This window comes from Deferrisoma palaeochoriense, assembly GCF_054656955.1.
Genome location: NZ_BAAHXI010000006.1, coordinates 33,830 through 54,881, shown reverse-complemented (window position 1 = coordinate 54,881; position 21,052 = coordinate 33,830). Strand labels below are relative to the sequence as shown.

Below are 21,052 nucleotides of genomic sequence, written 5' to 3'. Positions count from 1 at the left end.
CTCAGGTCCGGCAGCGGGCCGGCAGGAGGTGATCATGGCGGACACGGCGTTGCTCGAGCAGATGCGGCAAGACGTGGTGCGGGCCCTCAAGAAACCGCCGGAGAAGCGGCGGTGGGCCATGATCGTGGACATCCGCAAGTGCGTCGGCTGCCACGCCTGCACCGTGGCATGCAAGGCCGAGAACAAGACCCCGCCCGACGTGGAGTACCGGATCGTCCGGGACGCCGAGGACGGGGCCTATCCCAACGTGCAGCACTACTTCATGCCGGTGCTGTGCATGCAGTGCGAGAACCCGCCCTGCGTGAAGGCCTGCCGCGACGGCGCGATCTTCAAGCGGCCCGACGGGATCGTGCAGGTGGACTACGCCAAGTGCAACGGCTGCTCCAAGCCCGCGGCCTGCCCCTACGGGGTGCTCCACAAGGACGACGGCCGGTACTACACCGAGGGCACCCCCCGGCTGGAGCCCTACGAGACCGCCCCCACCTTCGAGTACGGGGAACGCCAGGTGCGCACCAACGGCGCCGCCCCCATCGGCCGGTGCCGGAAGTGCCACTACTGCCTCCACCGGCTCGAGGCCGGCATGCTCCCGGCCTGCGTGACCACCTGCATCGGCCAGGCCAACTACTTCGGCGATCTTTCGGACCCGGAGAGCGTGGTGGCCAAGGTAGCCCGGGAGCAGCAGATCTACCTCTTCGGCACCTCGTACAAGACCGGCCCCACCACCCGGTACGTGAGTTGGGGGCCGGGTGAGGACACCTGCGGCGCGTGTCACGACTAAACCGGACTTTCCCGAACGAAAAGGAGCGAGCGATGGACCGGAAGAAGATCGCGGAAACCGCCCAGGTGGTGGACGAGAAGGGGGTGAGCCGCCGGGGCTTTCTGAAGTGCAGCGCGTTTCTGGGGGGCTCGGCCATCCTGGCCACGAAGGTGGGCTGGGCCGTGGACCTGGTGCGGCGGGCCCAGGCCGGTGAGCTCAAGCCGGGCGAGGAGCTCGAGCTCGCCCGGGCCGAGAATGTGCTCTACTCGGTGTGCCTGCAGTGCCACACGGCCTGCACGATCCAGGGCCGGATCCTGGACGGGGTGCTCGTGAAGATCGGCGGGAACCCCTATAGCCCCATGAACCTCCTGCCCCAACTGCCCTACGCCACGAGCCCGTTCGAGGCCGCCCGGGTCGAGGCCCGGCTGTGCCCCAAGGGCCAGGCGGGGATCCAGTCCCTCTACGATCCCTATCGGATCGTCAAGGTGCTCAAGCGCGCCGGAAAGCGCGGCGAGAACAAGTGGCGGGTGATCCCGTTCCAGCAGGCGATCGACGAGATCGTGAACGGCGGCTATCTCTTCTCGGACGTGCCCGGCGAGGAGCGCCGGTACGTCAAGGGCCTCAAGGAGACCTACGCCCTGCGGGACGCCAAGCTCGCCAAGGCCATGGCCGAAGACGCCAAGGCGGTGGCTAAGAAGAAGATGACGGTGGCGGAGTTCAAGAAGAAGTACGCCGACCACCTGGACCTCCTCATCGACCCGGACCACCCGGACCTCGGGCCCAAGAACAACCGGTTCGTGTTCATGGCGGGCCGGATCGAGCACGGCCGCAAGGAGTTCGCCAAGCGGTGGCTCAAGGACAGCTTCGGCTCGGTAAACTGGTACGAGCACACGACGATCTGCGAGCAGAGCCACCACATCGCCTACGATCAGATGACGAAGCCCTGGAAGGGCGGGAAGTGGGGCGGCGGAAAGCACCACATGAAGCCCGACGCCCTGAACTCCAAGTACATCCTCTTCTTCGGCACCGGGGCGTTCGAGGCCAACTTCGGGCCCACCAACATGGCCGAGAAGATCACCGAGGGCATCGCCTCGGGCCGGCTTAAGATCGCCGTGGCCGACCCGCGGTTCTCGAAGACCGCGGCCAAGGCCTCCAAGTGGCTGCCCCTCAAGCCCGGCACCGACGCGGCCCTGGCCTTCGGCATGATCCGGTGGATCCTCGACAACAAGCGCTACGACGAGCGCTACCTGCGCTCGGCCAACAAGGCGGCCGCCAAGGAGGCCGGCGAGACCACCTGGACCAACGCCACCTGGCTCGTGAAGATCGAGCCCGACGGCCCCGGGGCCCTGCTCCGGGCCGACGAGGCGGGGGTCGGCGGCAAGGACCAGTTCGTGGCCATGGCCGGCGGGAAGCCCGCGGCCGTGGACCCCAACGACGACAAGAACGCCGTGGTGGCCGACCTCTTCTACGAGGGGGAGGTGAACGGCGTGAAGGTAAAAAGCGTGTTCCAGCTCCTGGCCGAGGAGGTCCGGAGCCGCTCGGTGGCCGAGTGGGCCGAGGAGTGCGGGCTGCCGGCCTCGGACGTGGAGGCCGTGGCCAAGGAGTTCACCTCCTACGGCAAGCAGGCCGTGGCCGAGCTCTACCGCGGGCCCGTGCAGCACACGAACGGGTACTACAACGGCCAGGCCATCATCACCCTGAACCTCCTGGTGGGGAACCCGGACTGGAAGGGCGGGCTCCAGGCGGGCGGCGGCCACTGGCACGAGATGGGCGACAAGGAGGACCAGCCCTTCGCCCTCAAGAAGCTCTACGCCGAAAAACTCACGAGCTTCGGGGTCACCCTGACCCGCGAGAAGCACAAGTACGAGGAGTCCACCCTGTTCGATGGCTACCCGGCCAAGCGGTGCTGGTACCCCTTCAGCGGCAACGTGTACCAGGAGATCATCCCGTCGGCCGGCATGGGTTACCCCTACACGATTGACGCCCTGTTCCTCCACAAGGGCACCCCGGCCTATGCGTCCCCGGCCGGGGACAAGAACATCGAGATCCTCCAGGACCTGGAGAAGGTCCCGCTTCTTTTTGCCTGCGACATCGTGATCGGCGAAACCTCGATGTACGCGGACTACCTCTTCCCCGACACGGCGATTTGGGAGCGATGGGGAACGCCGCACACCTCGCCCGACGTGCTCACGGCCGTGAGCAAGGTGCGCCAGCCCATGGTGAACCCGATGACCGAGGAGGTCTACGTGTACGGGGAGCGCCAGAACGTGGGCATGGAGGCCATCATGCTGGCCATCGCCGAGCGGCTCGGGCTGCCCAACTTCGGGGACGACGCCTTCGGCCCCGGCCAGCCGCTCAAGCGCGCCGACGACTGGTTCATCCGGATGGTCGCGAACCTCGCCAAGGGCGACAAGCCCGGCACCGAGGTGCCCGACGCCTCGGCCGAGGAGATGGAGCTCTTCTATAAGGCCCGCCGTCACCTGCCGGCCCACGTGTTCGACCCGGACCGGTGGAAGGCGATCGTGGGCGAGAAGCTCTGGCCCAAGGTGGTGTACGTGCTGAACCGCGGCGGCCGGTTCGAGGACTTCGAGCACGCCTACAAGGGCGACAAGGTCCACCACCAGTACAAGGGCCAGTTCAACCTCTACGCCGAACCGGTGGCCCTGGCGAAGCACCCGGGCACCGGCAAGCGGTTCTCGGGGTTGCCGGTGTACGAGCCGGTCAAGGACTTCCACGGCCGGCCCGTGGACGACCCGGGCTTCCCGCTGCACCTCATCACCTACAAGGACATCACCGGCGGCCAGTCCCGCACCGCGGGGAACTACTGGAGCCAGGGGCTCATGCTCCCCGAGAACTACATCCTCATGAACTCCCGGGACGCCAAAGCCCTGGGGCTCGAGGACGGCAGCCGGGCCAAGATCGTGTCGGCCTCGAACCCCGACGGGGTCTGGGACCTGCGAAACGGCCGGAAGGTGCCGATCGCGGGCCGGGTCAAGGTGGTCGAGGGCATCCGCCCGGGGGTGGTGGCCGTAAGCTGGCACGCCGGCCACTGGGCCTACGGGGCCTCGGACCAGGAGGTGGACGGGAAGCTGGTGCGGGGCGATCGCCGCCGGGCCACCGGGCTGTGCCCCAACGCCGCCATGCGGGTGGATCCCGTGCTCGGGGACATGTGCCTCACGGACCCGATCGGGGCGTCCTCCTCGTTCTACGACACGAAGGTCAAGGTGGTGCCCGCCTAGCGAGCCCCTGAAGGATGCGGAACGGGGCGGCGGCTTCGGCCCCGCCCCTTTCGCTCGGTTGCCCCGTGCGCCGGAGGGAAGGGGTTTCGATGAAGGGATTTCTCGCGATCGTGGTCGCCGGACTCGTGGGATGGGCCGTGGCGGCCTGGGCCGGGGAGACCGGTGGCCCCGCGGCCCAGCCGTCGTCCCCGTCCCCGGCCATGGAATCGGGCGCCGGGGCCGGCGCTCCGGCCCCGGAGGAGAAGGGGGTGGAGGAAACCGCGCCGGCCGGGCCCGCGGGGGAGCCGGCCCCGTCCCAGGGGCCTGCCGAGGACGACGAGGAGGAGGAAGACTTCGGATGCTGAGGCCGCGGGATGCGTGACGTTCGAACGGCCGTGGTGCTGGCCGACGCCGAGGACGGCCGGTGGGCCTGGGAACTCCAGGGCGAGGCCCTGATCCACCGGGTGCACCGGATCCTCGAGGGGTTTTTCGACGAGATCTTCGTCGTGAGCTCCGACCCCACGCCGTTCCAGGACCTGGGGTACAAGACCCTGGCCGACGAGTACCCCGACGCCGGGGTGCTGGGGGCCATCACCACCGGGCTCAAATACGTCTCGAGCCATTACGCCGCCGTGGTGGGGGCGGACATGCCGTTTCTCCACCCGCGGGTGCTCCGGCACCTCTACGGCCTCAGGAAGGGCTGGGACGTGGTGGTGCCCCGGGGCCCCCGGGGGTTCGAGCCCCTGTGCGCCGTGTACTCCAAGGCCTGCGTGGCGCCCATGGAGGAACGGATCGGGCGGGGGAACCTGAAGGTCCTCGACTTCATCAGCGACGTGCGCACCCGCATCGTGAACGGCGAGGACCTCCTGGCCCTCGACCCCGGCGGGCTCACGTTCCGCAACGTCGGCACCCGGGCCGACCTCGACGAGTGCCGGCTCTATCTCGCCCGGCTTCGCAGTTACGGGCCGCCCGCGGTGTCGTTCGTGGCCAAATCGGGCACGGGGAAGACCACGCTTCTGGAGAAGGTGATCGGCGAGCTCACCCGGCGGGGCTACCGGGTGGGCACCATCAAGCACGACGCCCACCGGTTCGAGATCGACCACGAGGGCAAGGACTCCTGGCGGCTTACCCGGGCCGGGGCGAGCCCCATGGTGATCTCGTCGGCCGAGAAGCTCGCCATGGTCCACCCCAACGCCCGGGGCGAGATGACCCTGGAGGAGATCATCTACCGGTTCATGACCGAGGTGGACCTGGTGGTGACCGAGGGCTACAAGACCGGGAGCCTGCCCAAGATCGAGGTGCACCGGGCGGCCCGGAGCCCCGAGCTCCTGTGCGCCGCCCCCGACGGCACCATCCGGGACCACCGGCTCATCGCCGTGGTGAGCGACCACCCCTGGAACCTGCCGGTGCCCGTGTTCCCCCTGGACCACCCGGGGCCGGTGTGCGACTTCCTGGAGGAACGCTTCCTGGGCGGGGCGTGAGCCCCCCGAACCCTCCCGTTTGTCCCCTCCTCCTTTGGCCGCGTCTCTCCCCCCATGGGACGCGGTTTCTTTTTTCCCGCCACCCGCCGTTCCCGGGGCCGGCGCCCGCCTCGAGATCCCGACGCCTGACGAGAGTCCACCCGGATCAGTGGCCCCCGCCGTTTCCCCCACCGTACAGCCGCACAAACACCTCCGGCCGCAGAGCGGGTGGGGTGCTGCTCCGGAAGTCCTCGACGTTACGGGTGACGATGCACTCGGCTCCGACAGCCCGCGCGGCCGCGTGGCACACGGCATCTTCGAGGTCGGGCCACGCGGAGGCGAGGGCCGATCGAACCACCTGCTCGTCCACCGGTGCGACCCGGAGGCGCTCCAACAGGTGGGCCGTGATCCTGGGGGCTTCCTCGGCTCCGACCCTTCGCCGGAGCAGGTAGAAGAGGGTGGTTACGCAGTGGGCGGCGATGAACCCTTGCACGTCTTTCCCGGACGCCAGGTCGAGGGCTTTTGCCGAGGCTCCCACGTGGGGCTCCCGGGCGAGAAGAACGTCGAGGACCACATTGAGGTCGAAGAGCACCGCCTTCACCGGTGCTTCTCCTCCCAATGCCTCCCGAGTTCTTCCTCGATCTCCTCGTCCGACCAAGGGGGCTCCGTCCCCCGGCCGGCGCCCAGCAAGGCCCGCGTCCAGTCGTCAAGCCCTTGGAGGGAATCGTCGTTTGCGTCTGCCGCGAGGGCCAGGAACTCCTCCACGGCCTTGGAGAGGGAAATGCCGCGGCTGGCTGCCCAGCGTTTCGCCCTCCTGATCACCTCTTCATCCATGCGCAGGGTAAGCTTTGTCTGCATCGCGGACTCCTGCCCGGGACTCGATGGGGGCCCCGGAACGAGGCCCCGGTTCCCTCCCGTCGGCCGGGGGGTGAGGGGTGTGGCCCCCCTCGGCCGCCGTCCAAGGGGGCGCCTGGCTGACGTAAAAAATCGCGTTCAGGTTACGTCAAACCCGCGGGGGTCGCAATTTCCACCGCGTCTTTTCCTGACTTACCGGTTCAGGCTCCAGTCGTACTCCAGGTACTCGAACGCCATCCGGGCGGCGTTTCGTCGGAGGAACCCCCGGAGCCGTTCGTCGGCCAGGTGGTCGCACAGGAGGTCCACCACCCCGGTGCGGCCCCCGAAGTCGGCCTCGTACCAGCGGAAGATCTGGGACAGGAGCACCCGGCCCTCCTCGGGGATCACGATCACCTCCGAGGAGTTCACGAAACTCCGGGCGGCCTGGTCGAGTTGGGTGTCGATCCGGTCGGCCTCGTAGGCGTCGATGGGGGCGCACGAACGCGACCCGCACACCAGGGCGAAGTGGATCCGGGGGTCCGGGGGCACCACGGCGAAGGCCCGGCGGGGGTCCCGCGCCCCGAACTGCCGGAACGGCCGGAAGGGAGGGCGGGCGTCGCCCCGGAGCACCCCGTGCTCGATGTCGTCGGGGGTGAACCGGTACGGGCCGATCCGGTAGCACACCCGGCGGAACAGTTCCGGCACCTCCTGGACCGACCGCCGGACCCCCAGGGCCACCACCGCGTCCACCACGATGGTGTTGTAGAGGTTCACCCAGAACGCGAGCTTCTCCCGGCGGCCCACCAGGAGGCCGGGGTCGAACGACCGGAGTGCCGCCGCGAGTTCCCTGTACCGGGCGTACTCGGCCGAGGCGCCCAGCCGCTCGTAGTCCACCCGCCCCCGGCGCGTGTCGTAGAACCGGCGGGCCAGGGCCCGCACGGCCGCCATGAGTTCGGCCGCGAGCCGCTCGGGCGCCACCCCTTCGGCCGCGGGCCCGTCGTTGAGTTCCCGCATGGGGGCCACGGCCCCCCGGACCCGGCGCCAGATCCCGGGTCCGGCCCGGTCGTCGCCGTGGAGCCGCTCGGCCAGGTCGATGAACAGGGCCGCGGTCCAGCTGAACCCCTCGGCGCCGTAGCCCGTGCCGTCGAACGAGTCGTAGTACTCCCGGAACCCGAACCGGATGGGGAGCTGCAGGAGGTCCTTTTCCACCGAGTCGGCCTTGAGGGTGTAGCCGTAGCGCCGAAGCCCCTGGGCCAGCATCCAGTTCACGTTGATCCACACCGGCCCGCGCCAGTAGTTCTCCCGGGCGAAGCCCTCTTGTTGGGTGTCGAAGTTGGGAATCGTGAAGCAGTTGCCCTGGTGCAGGCCGCAAAACGACGCGGTGTTGAGCCGTTCGTACAGGGCCCGGGCCTGCTCGGGGGTGGGGGCGCCGGCGTAGAGGGGCAGGAACCCGGCGGCCGTGTCCACCTCGATGGGCCGGTCGGCCACCAGGTCCCAGGCGTCGAAGATGCGGTGCTCGGGGTGCCAGAGCTTCTCCCGCAGGGCCCGTCGGGCGGCCTCGGCCCATTCCAGGGCCTCGCCCGGATCTTCCCCCAGGGCGCGGGCCAGCTCCGCCAGGGCCTCGTCGGCCCGGGCCAGCACCGCGTTGAACAGGGGGTCCTGCACGAGAAACGGGCACTCGGCCCGGATGGCCGCCTCGTCGTAGCGATGCCGCCGGAAGAGGTCCACCAGGAACACGTAGCGGTCGTAGTCGGCGTCGGTGGGCCGCATGGCCGGGTCGACCCCGTGGCCCAGGTCCCTTCTCTCGTAGGGGGGCAGGGTTCCGGGCTCGATCCGGATCCGCGAAAGGGGGTCGTCCCAGGTGGGGGAGTTGTCCATGCCCGACTCCCAGGGGTGGCGGATGTAGACGAGCCCCTCGCCCGCCGGATCGCGCTCCCGGTAGAGGTAGGCGTGTAGGGCCCGGAGCCGGGGGTAGACGCGCTCGAGCCACGGCCGCACGGCCCGGCGGTTCCGGGCGTTTCGCCACACCGCCTCCACGGCGATGGCCAGGACCGGGGGCATGGTGATGCCCGAGGTCAGAATCCCCTCTGGCGCGTCGGGCGACCGGTCGGCCTGCCAGAAGTCGGGTTCCGGGAAGTAGTGGCCCAGCGCTTCGGGGTTGAAGGCGATCTGGGGCACCATGCCGTTTCGCCACTGGGCCCCGAGCAGGCTTTCGATCTCCCGGCACGCCCGGGCCGTGTCGTAGTGGGAGAGCCCGATGGCGATGAACCCCGAGTCCCAGTTCCACTGGTGGGGGTAGAGGCCCGGCGCGGGTTTGGTGTAGGCCCCGGTCCAGTTGGCCTCCAGGATGCCCTTGGCCCGGGTCACGGCGTCGGCGAACAGGCGGGACATGGGGGGCGGGTCAGACCTTTTTCGCCAGGGCGGCCCGGGCGATCCGGGTGACGTACACGGTGACCGCCACGGTGGCCACGAGGCCCACCCCGTAGAGGATCCACTCGGCCGGGGTGCGGGTGCGCCCGCCGGCGCCCAGCCGGGCCAGGTCGCCGGCCAGGGACCCGATGTACACGTACATCGCCGTGCCGGGGAGCATGCCGATCCACGAGGCGAAGAAGTAGTGGCGCAGGCTCACCTGGGTGAGCCCGTAGGCGTAGTTCAGGAGGTTGAAGGGGAACACGGGCGACAGGCGGGTCAGCAGCACGATCTTCCAGCCCTCCCGGGCCACGGCGTCGTCCACGGCCCGGAACCGGGGGTTCCCCTCGATCTTCCGGGCCACCCAGTCCCGGGCCAGGTACCGGCCGATCACGAAGGCGGCCGTGGCCCCCAGGGTGGAGGCCACCGACACGATCGCGGTGCCCTCGATCACCCCGTAGATCGCCCCGGCCCCCAGGGTGATGACCGACCCGGGCACGAAGAACACGGTGGCGGCGACGTAGAGGGCCACGTACACGACCACCCCGGCCGGCCCCATCCGGTCGATCCAGTCCAGGGCGGCCACCAGCCGCTCCTGCACGGGAAACACCCGCACGGCCACCACGGCCGCGACCACGGCCGCGGCCGCGGCGAGGAGTTTGCCGCGCGACGAGCGGGGTCGGGGTGCCGGGGCGGGTTCGGCGGCGGGGTTCGCCATGGAGGCCTCCTTTCCTTCGGTGGGGTCGGGACGGGGTCGCCTACGGCCCGGCGTCGTTCAGGCTCCAGTCGTAGGCGTAGTCGATGGTTCCCCGGAACCCTTTCAGGGCCCGGGCGAGTTCGGGCCGGGCGTAGCGGGTTAGGTGGGCGAGCACCCCGGCCTCGGAGCCCCCGAAGTCCTCCTGGAACCAGTCGTAGATGCTCGAGAGCACCAGCCGGTCGCCCTCGAGCCGGGCCCCCCGGGGGTGGTTCACGTACTCCCGGGCCGCCCGGTCCAGGAGGGCCTCGGTGTTGGCGGCCGTGAACGCCTCGGGCCGGAGGTTGGGGCAGCCGATGCTGGCGCAGTTCACGGCGTAATGGACCCGGTTGTCCCGGAAGATGGGCCTAAGGATCCGGTGCTCGATGTCGTTCAGGGTGAGGTCCACCCCCTCGACCGCAGCGAGCTTGCGGTCCCAGGGGCCCGGCCGGAACCAGCCCGACCGGATGTCCCGGATGCTCTCCACCGGGTAGTTCTCGAGCACCACCCACACCGTCAGCGCGTTATAGAGGTTGATCCAGAAGGCCTTCTGCTCGGCCCGGTTGAGCCGGCCGACCGGCGTGGCCTCGAGCCGGTCCAGGTAGGCCCGTAGATTCGCCCGGTCCGCCGGCGTGACCGCGGCATAGCGCACCCGGTTGACCCCCGAGGGGTGGCCCGTGACGACGTAGGTCCGCAGGAACCGGTCCCAGGCCGAGTGGTCCACGGTCCGGGTGCTTTGGGGGTCGTGGGTCTGCCAGCGGGGCCAGAGTTCGGACTTGGGAGCGGCGGCCCCCAGGCCGGCCCACAGGCACAGGGCGGCCGCCAGGAGGGCGGATCGGATCATCGGCACCTCGCCGGCCCGGTGGGAGGCCGGGCCGTAGGGGGAACGAGAGCGGGCCGGGGATGTTCCCCGGCCCGCACGGCCGTCACCGGGACTTCTCGAGGGCGTTCAGCCCCTCACCCACGGTGAACTCCACCCCGCACTTGGGGCACTTGATGTGGGTTTCCTTTGTGATGGTCTGGCCTCCCTTGGCCTGGGGCCCGGCGCAGCCCACGGCGGCCAGGGCGAACAGGGCGGCGGACAGGATCGCGATGCGTTTCATGGTGCACCTCCTCGTTTCGCGTGCCGGGCGGGATTGCCCGGTGGATGGATTTTGGAACAACGGCCCCCGACCCAGCAGCCTCACTCAATGGGATCCAGTCGATCCCCATGGAACAACAGAGGGAGTTGCCTCCTCGCGTCCCAGCCTCCCCGCTTCCCGCATGTGGCTCCGTGTCCTCCGTGTTCTCCGTGGTTCCCAACAGACGGTCGACGGTTCGTCGCGGTGAAGCGGGTCTCCTTACTCCGGCGCGGGCGTGCAGGCCCGGCCCTTGAGCTGGAACAGGAACCGGAGCACCCCCTTGGTCCGGTCGCTGAAGAGTTTCTCGGCGAAGTAGGCTCCGGCGGCCCGCTTGGAGATCTCCGACAGGGTCGGGTACACGTGGATCGCCCCGGCCACGGTGGAGAGCTTCACCCCGCCCGCCAGGGCCACCACCCACTCGTGGATGAGTTCCCCGGCATGGGCCCCCACGATCTGGCACCCGAGCACCTTGCCCTTGGGGCTCACCAGCACCTTGATCTTGCCGTGGGGCTCGCCCTCGGCCAGGGCCCGGTCGTTCTCGGCGAACCGTTCCTCGAGCACCCGGTACTCCACCCCGGCCTCCCGGGCGCGCTTCTCGTTCAGGCCCACGCTGGCCACCTCGGGGTCGGTGTAGGTGCACCAGGCCACCTTGGTGTAGTCGGCCTTGCGCGGGAGCCGGAGGATCGCGTTGGTGAGCGCGATGCTCCCCTCGTACCCCGCCACGTGGGTGAACGGGAACTTCCCGTTCACGTCCCCGCAGGCGTAGATGTGCTTGACGTTGGTGCGAAGCCGCTCGTCGGTGGGGATGCCCCGGGGTGTGAACTCGACCCCGGCGGCCTCGAGCCCGAGCCCCTCCACGTTGGGCCGTCGGCCGGTGGCCACGAGGAGCGCGTCGGCCTCGATCGTCTCCTCCGGCCCCCCGCCCGCGGCCGGGGCCACGGTGAGCCGGACCCCGTCGCCGTGGGGTTCGGCCCGCACGGCCTTGGTGCCGGTGCGGATCTCCAGGCCCTCGGCCTCGAGCCGCTCCCGCAGGATCTCGGCCACGTCGGGGTCCTCGGGACCTAGGATCCGGTCCAGGAACTCCACCACCGTGACCCGGGCGCCCAGCCGCCCGAACGCCTGGGCGAGCTCGAGGCCGATGGGGCCCCCGCCGAGCACGAGGAGCCGTTCGGGCAGCCGGGTCTGGGCGAAGACGGTCTCGTTGGTCCAGTGGGGCGTGTCGGCGAGCCCCTCCACCGGCGGGAGGGCCGGCCGGGAGCCCGTGGCGATCACCCAGGCCCGGGCCGAGATCGACTCCCCGCCGAGGTCCACGGTGTGGGGGTCCACGAACCGGGCCTCACCGAAGCGTACCTCGGCCCCGAGCCGGCAAAACCGCTCGGGGGAGTCGTGCTCCTGGATCGTCTCGATCACGGCGCGCACCCGGGCCATGACGGCCGCGAGGTCCACGGGGGGGAGATCGAGTTCCGGAAGCCCGAACTCGGCCGCGCGCCGGGCCCGGGCCCATACGCCGGCCGTGCGGATCAGGGTCTTGGAGGGCACGCACCCGTAGTGCAGGCAGTCGCCGCCGAGCCGGTCGGCCTTCTCGATCAGGATCGTCTTGGCCCCGAACTGGGCCGCCCCGGCCGCCACGGTGAGCCCGGCGGCCCCGCCGCCCAGCACACCAAGGTCGTACTCCCGTTGCGCCATGGATCCGCTCTCCTCGTGCAGGGGATGTCTTTCCGGGCCGTTCGTCGGCGGCCGGGCCCGTGCCTTACGCGGCCCGCCGGTCCTCCTCCGCCGCGGTCGGGAATGTACCCTGTGGCGGGAGGATGGCAACCCCGGGCCGGCGGACGGGATCTCCCGTAGGCCGCGGGGCGGCCTGTTTGCGAAACACGGCCAGGGGGCAGGCGCCGGAGCATGCGCTGGTGGGCGGGGCAGGGGGTCTTCCTCCGGCTGTCGGCACCCGAACCGCCGCGCAGGTCAGGCCCCGGGCGGTTGCGTCATGGCCTGCCCGCCTAGACGCGGCGGGTTCCTGGCACGAGCGACGCAGGCACTGCGCGGCGTTCTGAGGGGGCCGCACCCGGCTCTCCGGAAGGCCCCCTGCCCCCGGAACGGGCTCGGGGCGCCCGTGTCAGGTGCCAGAGGACCGAGGACAGGGGACAGGCGGGTTCTGCCCGCTGTCTTCTGAACTCTGACCCCTGGCACGGAAGCGGCTCCCACAGGCGGGGAGAGTTGAGACGCGGAAATCCAGAAGGGTTTCGGCCTCCTAGCGTCCAATCCTCCCAGCCTCCCAGCGGAAGTATGGAAGGATCACGCGGGCCGGGGCCGGTAGGGCAGGGGGAACTCCCGGAGGGCGCCGTTCGCCTCGGCGATATTCCGGCGGTGCGAGGGCGGGCGCTCAGTACGCCACGTACACGTCTGCGCCCTCGAAGAGCCGGATCATCTCGGCGAGCCCCACCGGCTTCACGGCGGGGTCGATCCGGTCCTCGGGGATCTTGTAGAGGAGCATCATGGTGCGGTTGGCGTAGAGTTCCACGCCGTATTTCTCCTTGAGGAGCCGCACGTAGGCCCCGTAGTCCGCGGGAACCCGCTCCAGGGGGACGCCCAGTTGCTCGCTCAGGGACCGTCGCTCCCGCTCGGGCAGCTCGGCCTTGTCCAGGGGCGTGCGGTCCCCGCCGAACAGGCCCCCTTTCTTGATGGCCGTTACCCCGCTCGCGTCGAACAGGATCACCACCCGGTACCCCTTCTGCAGGGCGGCCCACGCCACGTTGGGCACGGCGCAGATCTGGGCGTCGTCGAGCTTGAGCGAGGTCTTGGCGTGGATGAGGAAGGTGTTCTCCGCGGTCGGGGTCTGTGCCGCCGCCGGGGCGGCGGACCCGAGGGCCAGCAGGGCCGCCGCGACCAATCCGAGCATCTTGTTCATGGGGATCTCCTTTCGCCGCCTATTCTACGCAGCAGCTCATGCGGGTGATGTCGCGCCGGAACGCCTGGGCCGCGATCTTGATTGCCTCCGAGTACGTGGGGAACACGTGCACGGTGTCGATCAGGTCGTCCACGGTGAGCCCGAACCGAACAGCCAGCACGGCCTCGTGCACGATCTCGGAGGCGTGGGGGCCCAGGAGGTGGGCGCCCACGACCCGCCCGGTTTCGTGGTGGGCGATCATCTTCACTAGGCCCCGGGTGTCGCTGGCGGCCAGGGCCCGGGGCACCCGTTCCAGGGGCACGGTGCGGCAGGTGCAGGTGCCGTGGCGGGCCATGTACTCGGCCTCGGTGACCCCGACCCAGGCGGCCTCCGGTTCGGTGAACACGGTGAAGGGGACGCTCGCGAGGTCGAGGGGGTTGCCCCCGCCCCCGAAGGCGTTTTCCACCGCGAGTTTTCCCTGCTTGGCGGCCACGGTTTCGAGGCACGGAGGGCCGGCCACGTCGCCGGCGGCCCAGACGTGGGGAACGTTCGTCCGGAGGTGTTCGTCCACCCGCACGAACCCGCCCGCCGCCTCAATCCCCGCGGCTTCCAGGTTCAGGTCCTCGATATTTCCGGTGACCCCGGTGGCCACCAGGATCTCCTCGGCCGCGATGTCCTCGGCCTCCCCTTCACGCTCCAGGGTCAGGCGTCGGCCCCCGGAGGTTCGGTCCACCCGGGTGACCCGGGCGGCGGTGCGAACCTGGATCCCCTCGGCCTCGAGACAGCCGCGGAGCGCCCGGGAGATCTCGGGTTCCGCGGCCGGGAGGATCCGGGCGGCCGCCTCCACCACGGTCACCGTGGCCCCGAACCGGGCGAACATCTGGGCGAACTCGAGGCCCAGGGCCCCGCCGCCGAGCACGGTCAGGCTCCGGGGCAGCCGCTCCATGGCCAGGGCCTCCCGGTTCGTGAGAAACCCGGCCTCGGTGAGCCCCGGGATCGGGGGCACCGGGGTGCGGCAGCCCGTGGCGATCAGAACCTGCTCGGCACGAACCTCGCGCTCCCCGACCCGCAGCACGTGGTCCGAGACGAACGCTCCCCGGCCATCGGCCCAGGTGACGTGGGAGAAGCCCTGGAGCACGTCGCGGTAGTTCGCCGCCCGGGCGCCGGCCACGAGCGCATCCTTTTCCGCGATCGCCCGCCGGAAGTCGAAGGCCGGATTCGAGGCGCCGACGCTCCGGAAGCGCGGATGGCGGGCCCCGTGAAGCGCCGCGGCCGCAGCCAGGAGGTGCTTGGTGGGCATGCACCCCACGTTCACGCAGGTGCCGCCGATGGGGAGCCCCTGGTTCACCAGCAGGGTGCGAACGCCCCGGCGATCGGCCTCGGTGGCCGCGGCAAACCCGGCGGCGCCCCCGCCCAGGATGACGAGATCGAACGTGTCTTCCGGCATCGTGTTGTCCGCTCCTTGTCGCGACGGACGAAGGGGGGCCGGGCCCCAGGCCCCTTGTCCCACACGGCGGTCGTGTGTAAGAGTCTGTGTGAAACCCGGTCCGGAGGAATCGCCATGCCCACGAACCTGGCCGTCGACGACCGACTCCTGGAGGAAGCCCGTAGGCTCGGGGGCCACAAGACCAAGAAGGCCACCGTCACCGAGGCCCTGGAGGAGTACATTCGTCACCGCAGACAGCAACAGATCCTCGAGCTGTTCGGCCAGATCGAATACGATCCGACCTATGACTACAAGGAGCAGCGAGGGCGCCGGTGAGGGTGCTCGTGGACACCTCCGTGTGGTCACTCGCCCTCCGGCGGCCACCCAAGGCGGCCCGCTTCACCCGCGCCTCGGCCCATCGGCGGGGTCTCAGCGTGTTCACTTCGGACAACGACTTCACGCGGTTCCGGGAGCATATCCCGGTGCGGTTGCACTCTCCCCGTTTCCCCTGAGGGAGCGAACCCAGACCCCTTTACCCGATCTCCACCGGCCGGCAGGTCATGGCGCCGCCGTCCACCGGGCAGACCTTGTGGCAGTGGCAGTCGCCCATGCAGTTGCCGGGGTTCACGACCCGGGCCTTCTTTTCGCCGCCCACCGCGACCATCTCGTAGCACCCGCCCAGGCACACCGCCACGCATTTGCCGCAGCCGAGGCACTTCTCGGGATCCACCTCCTGCACGTACATGGGGATCCAGGGCGAGCCGTCCTGGCGGCGGAAGGTGAGGTAGGTCTCCTCGGAGCACAGGCCCCCGGAACAGCAGTCGCTCATCGCGTTTTTCCTCCTTCGGAAACGGACGTGGCCCGGAACCCGGTGGATTCCACGGCCTCGATCAGGATTTCCTGGCTGGTTCGGGCGGGGTCGTAGGTGACCACCGCTTTCTTCTCCCGAAAGCTCACCTCGGCCGCCTGCACCCCCTCGACCTTCTGGAGGGCGGCCTTCACGGCGAAGGTGCAGGCCGCGCAGGTCATCCCCTCCACCCGGAGTATGGCCGTGCGGTTCTCGGCGCAGCCGGCAGGCCGGGGAGATGCCGCCAACGCACCGAAAATGAGCAGCAAAGTGAACAAAGCCTGCCCGATCCTTATCATTCCTTCACCTCCCGCTACGCATCAGCCCATCCACAAGGGCAGGAACCGGGGGAACCAGAACAGGGCTGCGGCGAGCACCGTGGCAATCCACAGGATCACCCGCTGCACCCGAAGCGACGCAGGCGTGCAGCAGGCCTCCCCCCGCCAGGGCCGCCAGTAGGCCCGGTAGAACCCGTAGCCCAGAAACACCACCATCAGCGCCGCGAACCACGGCCGGTAGGGCTCGAGCCGGGCCAGGGCGGCCGCGCCGGTGATCCCGGCGAACACGGCCAGGAGTGGCCCGATGCAGCAGGCCGAGGCCAGCACCGCGGCCGCCACCGCGCCCACGGCGCCCAGGGCGGTTCCGCGGGGGGCGCCGGACCGGGACGCGGCGCAGGGTCCCCCGGAGCGGGTCGAGTCAGCGGTCATGAAGGTCCTCCTCTCCAGACGGGGGGGCCGGGTGTGGCGTGTCGCGGTCGCTCCCAGGGACGTCCGCCTCCAGGGCCTCCAGGATCGGGCAGTCCGCGGCCGCGCCGCCCCGCGCGCAGGCGTCGGCCAGACGGGCCAGGGCGGCGCGCATCCGACCGAGCGCTTGGAGTTTCCGGTCGATGTCCGCCATCTTGGTCAGGGCCCGGGCGCGCACCGCGGCGCAGTTCCCGCCCGGGTCCAGCCTGAGTTCCAGAAGTTCCGCGATTTCCCGCAACGTGAACCCCAGATCCTTGGCCCGGCGGATGAACCGGATCCGGGCCACGGCCTCGGGCGGGTAGGTGCGGCGGCCCGACGGGGGTTTCTCGGGTTGCTCGATCAGGCCCTTTCGCTCGTAGAACCGCACCGTTTCCACCCCCACCCCGGCCGCCTCGGCCACCCGGCCGATGGTGAGTTCGCCGCGGATCCGGTTGGGGCGTTGGAATGGCATGGGACTCTCTCCCGTTTCGATGGGGCACGGCATTGGCGTGTGCCTCGGCGACGCGTCGCCGGTGGGTTGCTCCGGCACTCGCATACCAGCCTACCACCCGTACCTAAGTACGGAAGCAAGGGGGTCGGGAACGTTTTTCTGGCTCGCGCGGTTGCTCACCGCGGTGCACGGATTAGGGTTGCCGTCGAGGGCGAAAACCGGGGCCGGCCCGTCGAGGAAACGCGCCCCTCGGCCGGTGGCCGTAGCGAGATCGGCAACGAAAGACGGAGGTGATCTGGATGATGGGGCACGGACCGATGGGCGGCGCCATGCCGGGGTTCGGGTGGCTCGTGATGATCCTGTTCTGGGGGATCGTGGGCGTGGGCGTGGTGCTGGCGGTGCGTTGGTTCCTGGCGCAGCAGCCGCGCCGGCGGGACGAGACGCCCCTGGAGATCCTTAAGCGCCGCTACGCCGCAGGTGAGATCTCCCGGGAGGAGTACGAACGGATGCGGCGGGACCTCGAAGCGTGACCCTCACGAGGACGCCTGCCGTTCGATCGAGCGACCGGCGGGGGGCGGCTCACCTTCTGGGCGGGTCAATCCGGCCGGAACGCCGGACTGGACGGTGCCGATCGAGTGGACTAAGGTGTGTTAGTCCGGAGGGCAGGAGGTGGAATCATGCGCACCGTCAATATCCACGAGGCGAAGACCCATCTTTCGCGACTGGTTCGGGAGGCCGCCCGGGGAAAGCCTTTCGTCATCGCACGGGCCGGCAAGCCGTTGGTCAAGGTGGTGCCCTACGAAGGAGACGAGACCGCACCCGGGCGGCTGGGTTTCATGCGGGGGGAAATCGACGTGCCGGAGGACTTCGACGAGATGGGCGCGGAGGAGATTGGGGCTCTGTTCGGGGGCGAAGATGAACGATGAGGCTTCTCCTTGACACCCATGTGCTCCTGTGGGCGGCCGGCGCTCCGGAAAGAATTCCTGAACGCTGGCGCCTGCGGCTCGAAAACGGGTCCAACGAACTCGCCTTCAGTTCCGCGAGCATCTGGGAGGTGGTGATCAAGCTGGGGCTGGGGAGGAAGGATTTTCGCGTGGACCCGGAGCGGCTGCGTCGGCGGCTCGTGGGGCATGGGTACGTCGAAGTTCCGGTCACCTCGGATCACGCTTTGGGAGTCTCCGCCCTCCCGGCGCTGCACAGCGACCCGTTCGACCGCATCCTCGTGGCCCAGGCCCGGGTGGAGGGGTTCGGTCTCCTGACGGCAGACCGGAAGCTGCTGCAGTACGGCGAGCCGGTGCTGGACCTGTTCGGGTGTTGATGAATCCTGTGGGGATACAGGGGCAGGATCTTTGGGCCCGCCCAATGGGCGGCAGGCGCCGTTTTCTCGTCCTGACGGCCCGGGCCTTCCCGTCTCAGAGCGCTTCAAGCACGTCCCAAGCGACCCATGGCTCGCGCGACCCACGATCCGAGCCACGCCTTTCCCGCCGCCCGCCCCGCCCTTGAGATTACTCGTGGCATTGAGTAAATTTACTCACTATCATGAGTGCCGTTCCGCTTCCTCCTTTTGAGCGCGGCCAGGCCAAGGTCCTCGCGGCCCGGCTTGCGGAGCCGCGGCGGTTCATGCAGGTGGTCTCCGGCCCCCGCCAGGTCGGCAAGACGACACTTGTGTGTCAGGTGCTGAGCCGGCTCGACCTGCCGACGGTGTTCGTTTCCGCGGACGAACCGGTTCCCGGCGACACCGCATGGCTTGCCGCCCAATGGGAGCGAGGACGGCTCGCCGCTGCTGGCGCGGGGAAGGCCGGAGCGGTTCTGGCTCTCGACGAGATCCAGAAGATCCCCCGGTGGTCCGAGGCCGTAAAGCGACTTTGGGACGAAGACACCCGCGCCGGAACACCGCTCAAGGTCGTCTTGCTAGGCTCCGCGCCGCTCCTCATGCAGCGTGGGCTCACGGAGAGCCTCGCGGGGCGGTTCGAGGTGATCCACCTGCCCCACTGGTCCTACCCCGAGATGCGCACCGCCTTCGGGTTCTCGCCGGACGACTATCTCTATTTCGGCGGTTACCCGGGCGCCGCCCCGCTCGCCGACGACCCGGTACGATGGCGCCGCTATGTGCTGGACGCTCTCGTCGAGACGACCATCGCGCGCGACGTGCTGATGATGACGCGGGTGGATAAACCCGCCTTGCTCCGGCGTGTGTTCGACCTGGGCTGCCGTTACTCGGGGCAGGTCTTGTCCTACACCAAGATGTTGGGCCAGCTTCAGGATGTGGGGAACACGACCACCTTGGCCCACTACCTCGACCTGCTCGGCCGGGCCGGCATGCTCACCGGCCTGCAGAAGTATGCGGCTCGACCCGTGCGGCGAAGAGGCTCGAGCCCAAAGCTCCAGGTGCTGAACACAGCGCTGATGACCGCGATCACAGGCCTGGGGCCGGAAGAGGCCCTGACCGACAGGGAGTTCCGCGGCCGTCTCGTGGAGTCGGCCGTGGGAGCGGATCTCGCCAACGCGTCCGCGGGAGGCGTGTGCCAGTTGTACTACTGGCGCGAGCGCAACCGCGAGGTGGACTTCGTGCTCCGGGCAGGCCGCCGGCTCGTTGCGATCGAGGTCAAGAGCGGCCGCCCCCCCCACGCTCTGCCCGGACTGAGCCATTTTGCCCGAGCCTTCGCGCCGACCCGCACCTTGATCGTGGGGGGAGATGGAATTCCCCTGACAGAGTTCCTCGAAAAGCCCGTGGAGCACTGGTTGGGCCCTTAACAAAGGGCGCCGATCGGCGGTTCGTCCTCGCGCAGGGAGGTTCTGGGCATGCGCACCGTCAACATCCACCAGGCGAAGACCCATCTTTCGCGACGGCTCCGGGAGGCTGCCCGGGTCAGGCCCCGGTGTGGGGGCGGCGTCCACGCCGCGATCCGGGCCGAGGGCCCGGGCCTGGGTTTCCGGCAGGGCGATCAGGACCCCCCCGAGGTTTGAGGGTTCACCTGGTGTTTCGCTCGTTGGCGCTGCAGACGAGCCCGGCCAATACTCTGGCGTCGTGGGAACAGTGCGCCAGGTGGGGCCCCGACGGCGTTGACCCGACCCCTTCCGCTCGGGTATGCACGGGCCCACCTCGGACACCTCTCCCAAGGAGACCCGGGCCCGTGGCGAGCGCTCCCCGTTCCGACATCCACCGCCTGACCGTGCCCCCCGAGGCGCGGGGCGAGAGGCTCGACCGGTTCCTGGCCGGCCGGGACCTGCCCGTGAGCCGATCGCGGCTCCAGGTCTTGATGGCCGAGGGGCGGGTCCGGGTGGACGGCCGGGTGCCCAAGCCGAGCCGGAAGCTCCGGGGGGGCGAGGCGGTGGAGGTGGAGATCCCGCCGCCGGAGCGGTGGGACGTGGAGCCGGAGGAACTGCCGATCCAGGTGATCCACGAGGATCCCTGGCTCGCCGTGGTGGCCAAACCCCGGGGCATGGTGGTGCACCCGGCCCCGGGCCACCGGGGCGGCACCCTGGTGAACGCGCTGCTGCACCGGCTCCGTGACCTTTCGGGGGTGGGCGGGGTGCTCCGGCCGGGCATCGTCCACCGGCTCGACCGGGACACCACGGGGCTCATCGTGGTGGCCAAGGACGACGAGACCCACCGGATGCTCCAGAACCGGTTCCGGGCCCGCTCGGTCGAAAAGGTCTACCTTGCCGTCGTGATCGGCCGGATGCGGGGCGAAGGGGTGATCGACCGGCCCATCGGCCGCCACCCCACGAACCGCAAGAAAATGGCTGTGGACGCCCCCCGGGCCCGGCCGGCGGTCACCCGGTGGCGGGTGCTCTCGGAGCTCCGGGGCGCGACGCTTCTCGAGGTGCGGATCGAGACCGGCCGCACCCACCAGATCCGGGTGCACCTGGCGAGCCTGGGCCGTCCGGTGGCCGGGGACCCCGTGTACGGCGGCGCGGCCCGGGCCCGAGGGGTGGGGGATCCCGAGGCCCGCCGCCTGCTCCTCGCGGCCCCGGCCCAGGCCCTCCACGCCTGGACGCTGGGGTTCGAGCACCCCCGCACGGGGGAGTACGTGCGGTTTACGGCCCCGGTGCCCGAGGACCTGGCCGCGTTGATCCGGGGCCTGGGGGGCGAGGTGCCAACGGGCAATGAACGCAACCTCGGGGAAGGGGCTCGCCCCGCCGGCCGGTCCGCGGCCGATGGAGGCCGGTAGGCGCGGGAGCGGCCGCGT

At 70.0% G+C, this 21,052-nt stretch carries 24 protein-coding genes; 11 read left to right on the top strand and 13 right to left on the bottom strand.

What is annotated here, in order from left to right:
- Positions 1 to 34: 34 nt before the first annotated feature.
- From ACYQ8L_RS03115 to mobB, 4 genes are all read left to right on the top strand, one after another.
- On the top strand, positions 35 to 778 hold the full coding sequence (locus ACYQ8L_RS03115; RefSeq protein ID WP_459940307.1) for a 4Fe-4S dicluster domain-containing protein: 744 nt from the start codon (positions 35 to 37) through the stop codon (positions 776 to 778).
- Positions 779 to 810: 32 nt separating this feature from the next.
- Positions 811 to 3,996, top strand: a complete 3,186-nt coding sequence (locus ACYQ8L_RS03110) for a molybdopterin-dependent oxidoreductase (protein ID WP_459940306.1) — start codon at positions 811 to 813, stop codon at positions 3,994 to 3,996.
- 89 nt (positions 3,997 to 4,085) lie between these two features.
- Positions 4,086 to 4,340: a hypothetical protein gene (locus tag ACYQ8L_RS03105; protein WP_459940305.1), complete on the top strand. Its 255-nt coding sequence runs from the start codon at positions 4,086 to 4,088 to the stop codon at positions 4,338 to 4,340.
- Between the two features lie 9 nt (positions 4,341 to 4,349).
- Complete coding sequence (gene mobB, locus ACYQ8L_RS03100; protein ID WP_459940304.1) at positions 4,350 to 5,456, top strand: molybdopterin-guanine dinucleotide biosynthesis protein B; 1,107 nt, start codon at positions 4,350 to 4,352, stop codon at positions 5,454 to 5,456.
- Between the two features lie 145 nt (positions 5,457 to 5,601).
- On the opposite strand, the gene ACYQ8L_RS03095 is transcribed toward mobB, so the two are convergent.
- The 9 genes from ACYQ8L_RS03095 to merA form a co-directional block, all read right to left on the bottom strand.
- Entirely contained in the window at positions 5,602 to 6,036 is a 435-nt protein-coding gene (locus ACYQ8L_RS03095) for a PIN domain-containing protein (RefSeq protein ID WP_459940303.1), read from the bottom strand.
- Positions 6,033 to 6,293 carry a DUF6364 family protein gene (locus ACYQ8L_RS03090; RefSeq protein WP_459940302.1) on the bottom strand — a complete coding sequence of 87 codons (261 nt, stop codon included), beginning with the start codon at positions 6,291 to 6,293 and terminating at the stop codon, positions 6,033 to 6,035. The genes ACYQ8L_RS03095 and ACYQ8L_RS03090 overlap by 4 nt, the downstream gene beginning before the upstream one ends.
- 189 nt (positions 6,294 to 6,482) lie before the next feature.
- Positions 6,483 to 8,660 (bottom strand): MGH1-like glycoside hydrolase domain-containing protein, encoded by a 2,178-nt coding sequence (locus tag ACYQ8L_RS03085; RefSeq protein ID WP_459940301.1) that lies wholly within the window; start codon positions 8,658 to 8,660, stop codon positions 6,483 to 6,485.
- A 10-nt stretch (positions 8,661 to 8,670) separates the two neighbouring features.
- Positions 8,671 to 9,396: a TVP38/TMEM64 family protein gene (locus ACYQ8L_RS03080; protein ID WP_459940300.1), complete on the bottom strand. Its 726-nt coding sequence runs from the start codon at positions 9,394 to 9,396 to the stop codon at positions 8,671 to 8,673.
- A 40-nt stretch (positions 9,397 to 9,436) separates the two neighbouring features.
- The gene (locus tag ACYQ8L_RS03075) at positions 9,437 to 10,255 is read right to left on the bottom strand and encodes a DUF547 domain-containing protein (protein ID WP_459940299.1); all 819 of its coding nucleotides are present in this window, start codon (positions 10,253 to 10,255) and stop codon (positions 9,437 to 9,439) included.
- An 82-nt stretch (positions 10,256 to 10,337) separates the two neighbouring features.
- The gene (locus ACYQ8L_RS03070; protein ID WP_459940298.1) at positions 10,338 to 10,514 is read right to left on the bottom strand and encodes a hypothetical protein; all 177 of its coding nucleotides are present in this window, start codon (positions 10,512 to 10,514) and stop codon (positions 10,338 to 10,340) included.
- A gap of 237 nt (positions 10,515 to 10,751) precedes the next feature.
- Positions 10,752 to 12,218 (bottom strand): dihydrolipoyl dehydrogenase family protein, encoded by a 1,467-nt coding sequence (locus ACYQ8L_RS03065; RefSeq protein ID WP_459940297.1) that lies wholly within the window; start codon positions 12,216 to 12,218, stop codon positions 10,752 to 10,754.
- A gap of 691 nt (positions 12,219 to 12,909) precedes the next feature.
- Entirely contained in the window at positions 12,910 to 13,434 is a 525-nt protein-coding gene (locus ACYQ8L_RS03060; protein WP_459940296.1) for a hypothetical protein, read from the bottom strand.
- A gap of 19 nt (positions 13,435 to 13,453) precedes the next feature.
- The gene (gene merA / locus ACYQ8L_RS03055) at positions 13,454 to 14,860 is read right to left on the bottom strand and encodes a mercury(II) reductase (protein ID WP_459940295.1); all 1,407 of its coding nucleotides are present in this window, start codon (positions 14,858 to 14,860) and stop codon (positions 13,454 to 13,456) included.
- A gap of 114 nt (positions 14,861 to 14,974) precedes the next feature.
- Here merA and ACYQ8L_RS03050 point away from each other — a divergent pair, with 114 nt between their 5' ends.
- Entirely contained in the window at positions 14,975 to 15,175 is a 201-nt protein-coding gene (locus ACYQ8L_RS03050; protein WP_459940294.1) for a type II toxin-antitoxin system VapB family antitoxin, read from the top strand.
- A 196-nt stretch (positions 15,176 to 15,371) separates the two neighbouring features.
- Here the strand turns inward: ACYQ8L_RS03050 and ACYQ8L_RS03045 are convergent, their stop codons facing one another.
- From ACYQ8L_RS03045 to ACYQ8L_RS03030, 4 genes are read right to left on the bottom strand one after another with little or no spacing between them, the layout of a single operon-like run.
- Complete coding sequence (locus tag ACYQ8L_RS03045; protein ID WP_459940293.1) at positions 15,372 to 15,668, bottom strand: 4Fe-4S dicluster-binding protein; 297 nt, start codon at positions 15,666 to 15,668, stop codon at positions 15,372 to 15,374.
- Complete coding sequence (locus ACYQ8L_RS03040; protein WP_459940292.1) at positions 15,665 to 15,985, bottom strand: metal-binding (seleno)protein; 321 nt, start codon at positions 15,983 to 15,985, stop codon at positions 15,665 to 15,667. The genes ACYQ8L_RS03045 and ACYQ8L_RS03040 overlap by 4 nt, the downstream gene beginning before the upstream one ends.
- A gap of 21 nt (positions 15,986 to 16,006) precedes the next feature.
- Complete coding sequence (locus ACYQ8L_RS03035; protein ID WP_459940291.1) at positions 16,007 to 16,393, bottom strand: mercuric transporter MerT family protein; 387 nt, start codon at positions 16,391 to 16,393, stop codon at positions 16,007 to 16,009.
- On the bottom strand, positions 16,383 to 16,880 hold the full coding sequence (locus ACYQ8L_RS03030; protein WP_459940290.1) for a MerR family DNA-binding protein: 498 nt from the start codon (positions 16,878 to 16,880) through the stop codon (positions 16,383 to 16,385). The genes ACYQ8L_RS03035 and ACYQ8L_RS03030 overlap by 11 nt, the downstream gene beginning before the upstream one ends.
- Positions 16,881 to 17,158: 278 nt before the next feature.
- Between ACYQ8L_RS03030 and ACYQ8L_RS03025 the strand changes: the two genes are divergently transcribed.
- From ACYQ8L_RS03025 to ACYQ8L_RS03000, 6 genes are all read left to right on the top strand, one after another.
- A complete protein-coding gene (locus ACYQ8L_RS03025; protein WP_459940289.1) occupies positions 17,159 to 17,389 on the top strand; it encodes an SHOCT domain-containing protein in 231 nt (76 codons plus the stop codon).
- Positions 17,390 to 17,536: 147 nt separating this feature from the next.
- Complete coding sequence (locus ACYQ8L_RS03020) at positions 17,537 to 17,785, top strand: type II toxin-antitoxin system Phd/YefM family antitoxin (RefSeq protein ID WP_459940288.1); 249 nt, start codon at positions 17,537 to 17,539, stop codon at positions 17,783 to 17,785.
- The gene (locus tag ACYQ8L_RS03015) at positions 17,782 to 18,177 is read left to right on the top strand and encodes a type II toxin-antitoxin system VapC family toxin (RefSeq protein WP_459940287.1); all 396 of its coding nucleotides are present in this window, start codon (positions 17,782 to 17,784) and stop codon (positions 18,175 to 18,177) included. Before ACYQ8L_RS03020 ends, ACYQ8L_RS03015 begins: the two co-directional genes overlap by 4 nt.
- Positions 18,178 to 18,398: 221 nt before the next feature.
- Positions 18,399 to 19,613 carry an ATP-binding protein gene (locus ACYQ8L_RS03010; protein WP_459940286.1) on the top strand — a complete coding sequence of 405 codons (1,215 nt, stop codon included), beginning with the start codon at positions 18,399 to 18,401 and terminating at the stop codon, positions 19,611 to 19,613.
- A 48-nt stretch (positions 19,614 to 19,661) separates the two neighbouring features.
- Positions 19,662 to 19,826, top strand: coding sequence for a hypothetical protein (locus ACYQ8L_RS03005; RefSeq protein ID WP_459940285.1), 165 nt, complete (start codon positions 19,662 to 19,664; stop codon positions 19,824 to 19,826).
- A gap of 167 nt (positions 19,827 to 19,993) precedes the next feature.
- The gene (locus ACYQ8L_RS03000; protein WP_459940284.1) at positions 19,994 to 21,034 is read left to right on the top strand and encodes an RluA family pseudouridine synthase; all 1,041 of its coding nucleotides are present in this window, start codon (positions 19,994 to 19,996) and stop codon (positions 21,032 to 21,034) included.
- Positions 21,035 to 21,052 lie beyond the last annotated feature (18 nt).

Excerpts from the sequence above, each read along its gene's own strand:
- ACYQ8L_RS03045 (WP_459940293.1), bottom strand. The coding sequence starts at position 15,668 with ATGAGCGACTGCTGTTCCGGGGGCCTGTGCTCCGAGGAGACCTACCTC.
- ACYQ8L_RS03105 (WP_459940305.1), top strand. The coding sequence starts at position 4,086 with ATGAAGGGATTTCTCGCGATCGTGGTCGCCGGACTCGTGGGATGGGCC.
- ACYQ8L_RS03080 (WP_459940300.1), bottom strand. The coding sequence starts at position 9,396 with ATGGCGAACCCCGCCGCCGAACCCGCCCCGGCACCCCGACCCCGCTCG.
- ACYQ8L_RS03115 (WP_459940307.1), top strand. The coding sequence starts at position 35 with ATGGCGGACACGGCGTTGCTCGAGCAGATGCGGCAAGACGTGGTGCGG.
- ACYQ8L_RS03085 (WP_459940301.1), bottom strand. The coding sequence starts at position 8,660 with ATGTCCCGCCTGTTCGCCGACGCCGTGACCCGGGCCAAGGGCATCCTG.
- ACYQ8L_RS03010 (WP_459940286.1), top strand. The coding sequence starts at position 18,399 with ATGAGTGCCGTTCCGCTTCCTCCTTTTGAGCGCGGCCAGGCCAAGGTC.
- ACYQ8L_RS03110 (WP_459940306.1), top strand. The coding sequence starts at position 811 with ATGGACCGGAAGAAGATCGCGGAAACCGCCCAGGTGGTGGACGAGAAG.
- ACYQ8L_RS03005 (WP_459940285.1), top strand. The coding sequence starts at position 19,662 with ATGCGCACCGTCAACATCCACCAGGCGAAGACCCATCTTTCGCGACGG.
- ACYQ8L_RS03020 (WP_459940288.1), top strand. The coding sequence starts at position 17,537 with ATGCGCACCGTCAATATCCACGAGGCGAAGACCCATCTTTCGCGACTG.
- ACYQ8L_RS03070 (WP_459940298.1), bottom strand. The coding sequence starts at position 10,514 with ATGAAACGCATCGCGATCCTGTCCGCCGCCCTGTTCGCCCTGGCCGCC.
- ACYQ8L_RS03015 (WP_459940287.1), top strand. The coding sequence starts at position 17,782 with ATGAGGCTTCTCCTTGACACCCATGTGCTCCTGTGGGCGGCCGGCGCT.
- merA (WP_459940295.1), bottom strand. The coding sequence starts at position 14,860 with ATGCCGGAAGACACGTTCGATCTCGTCATCCTGGGCGGGGGCGCCGCC.
- ACYQ8L_RS03040 (WP_459940292.1), bottom strand. The coding sequence starts at position 15,985 with ATGATAAGGATCGGGCAGGCTTTGTTCACTTTGCTGCTCATTTTCGGT.
- ACYQ8L_RS03090 (WP_459940302.1), bottom strand. The coding sequence starts at position 6,293 with ATGCAGACAAAGCTTACCCTGCGCATGGATGAAGAGGTGATCAGGAGG.
- mobB (WP_459940304.1), top strand. The coding sequence starts at position 4,350 with ATGCGTGACGTTCGAACGGCCGTGGTGCTGGCCGACGCCGAGGACGGC.
- ACYQ8L_RS03075 (WP_459940299.1), bottom strand. The coding sequence starts at position 10,255 with ATGATCCGATCCGCCCTCCTGGCGGCCGCCCTGTGCCTGTGGGCCGGC.
- ACYQ8L_RS03035 (WP_459940291.1), bottom strand. The coding sequence starts at position 16,393 with ATGACCGCTGACTCGACCCGCTCCGGGGGACCCTGCGCCGCGTCCCGG.
- ACYQ8L_RS03030 (WP_459940290.1), bottom strand. The coding sequence starts at position 16,880 with ATGCCATTCCAACGCCCCAACCGGATCCGCGGCGAACTCACCATCGGC.
- ACYQ8L_RS03060 (WP_459940296.1), bottom strand. The coding sequence starts at position 13,434 with ATGAACAAGATGCTCGGATTGGTCGCGGCGGCCCTGCTGGCCCTCGGG.
- ACYQ8L_RS03050 (WP_459940294.1), top strand. The coding sequence starts at position 14,975 with ATGCCCACGAACCTGGCCGTCGACGACCGACTCCTGGAGGAAGCCCGT.
- ACYQ8L_RS03025 (WP_459940289.1), top strand. The coding sequence starts at position 17,159 with ATGATGGGGCACGGACCGATGGGCGGCGCCATGCCGGGGTTCGGGTGG.
- ACYQ8L_RS03065 (WP_459940297.1), bottom strand. The coding sequence starts at position 12,218 with ATGGCGCAACGGGAGTACGACCTTGGTGTGCTGGGCGGCGGGGCCGCC.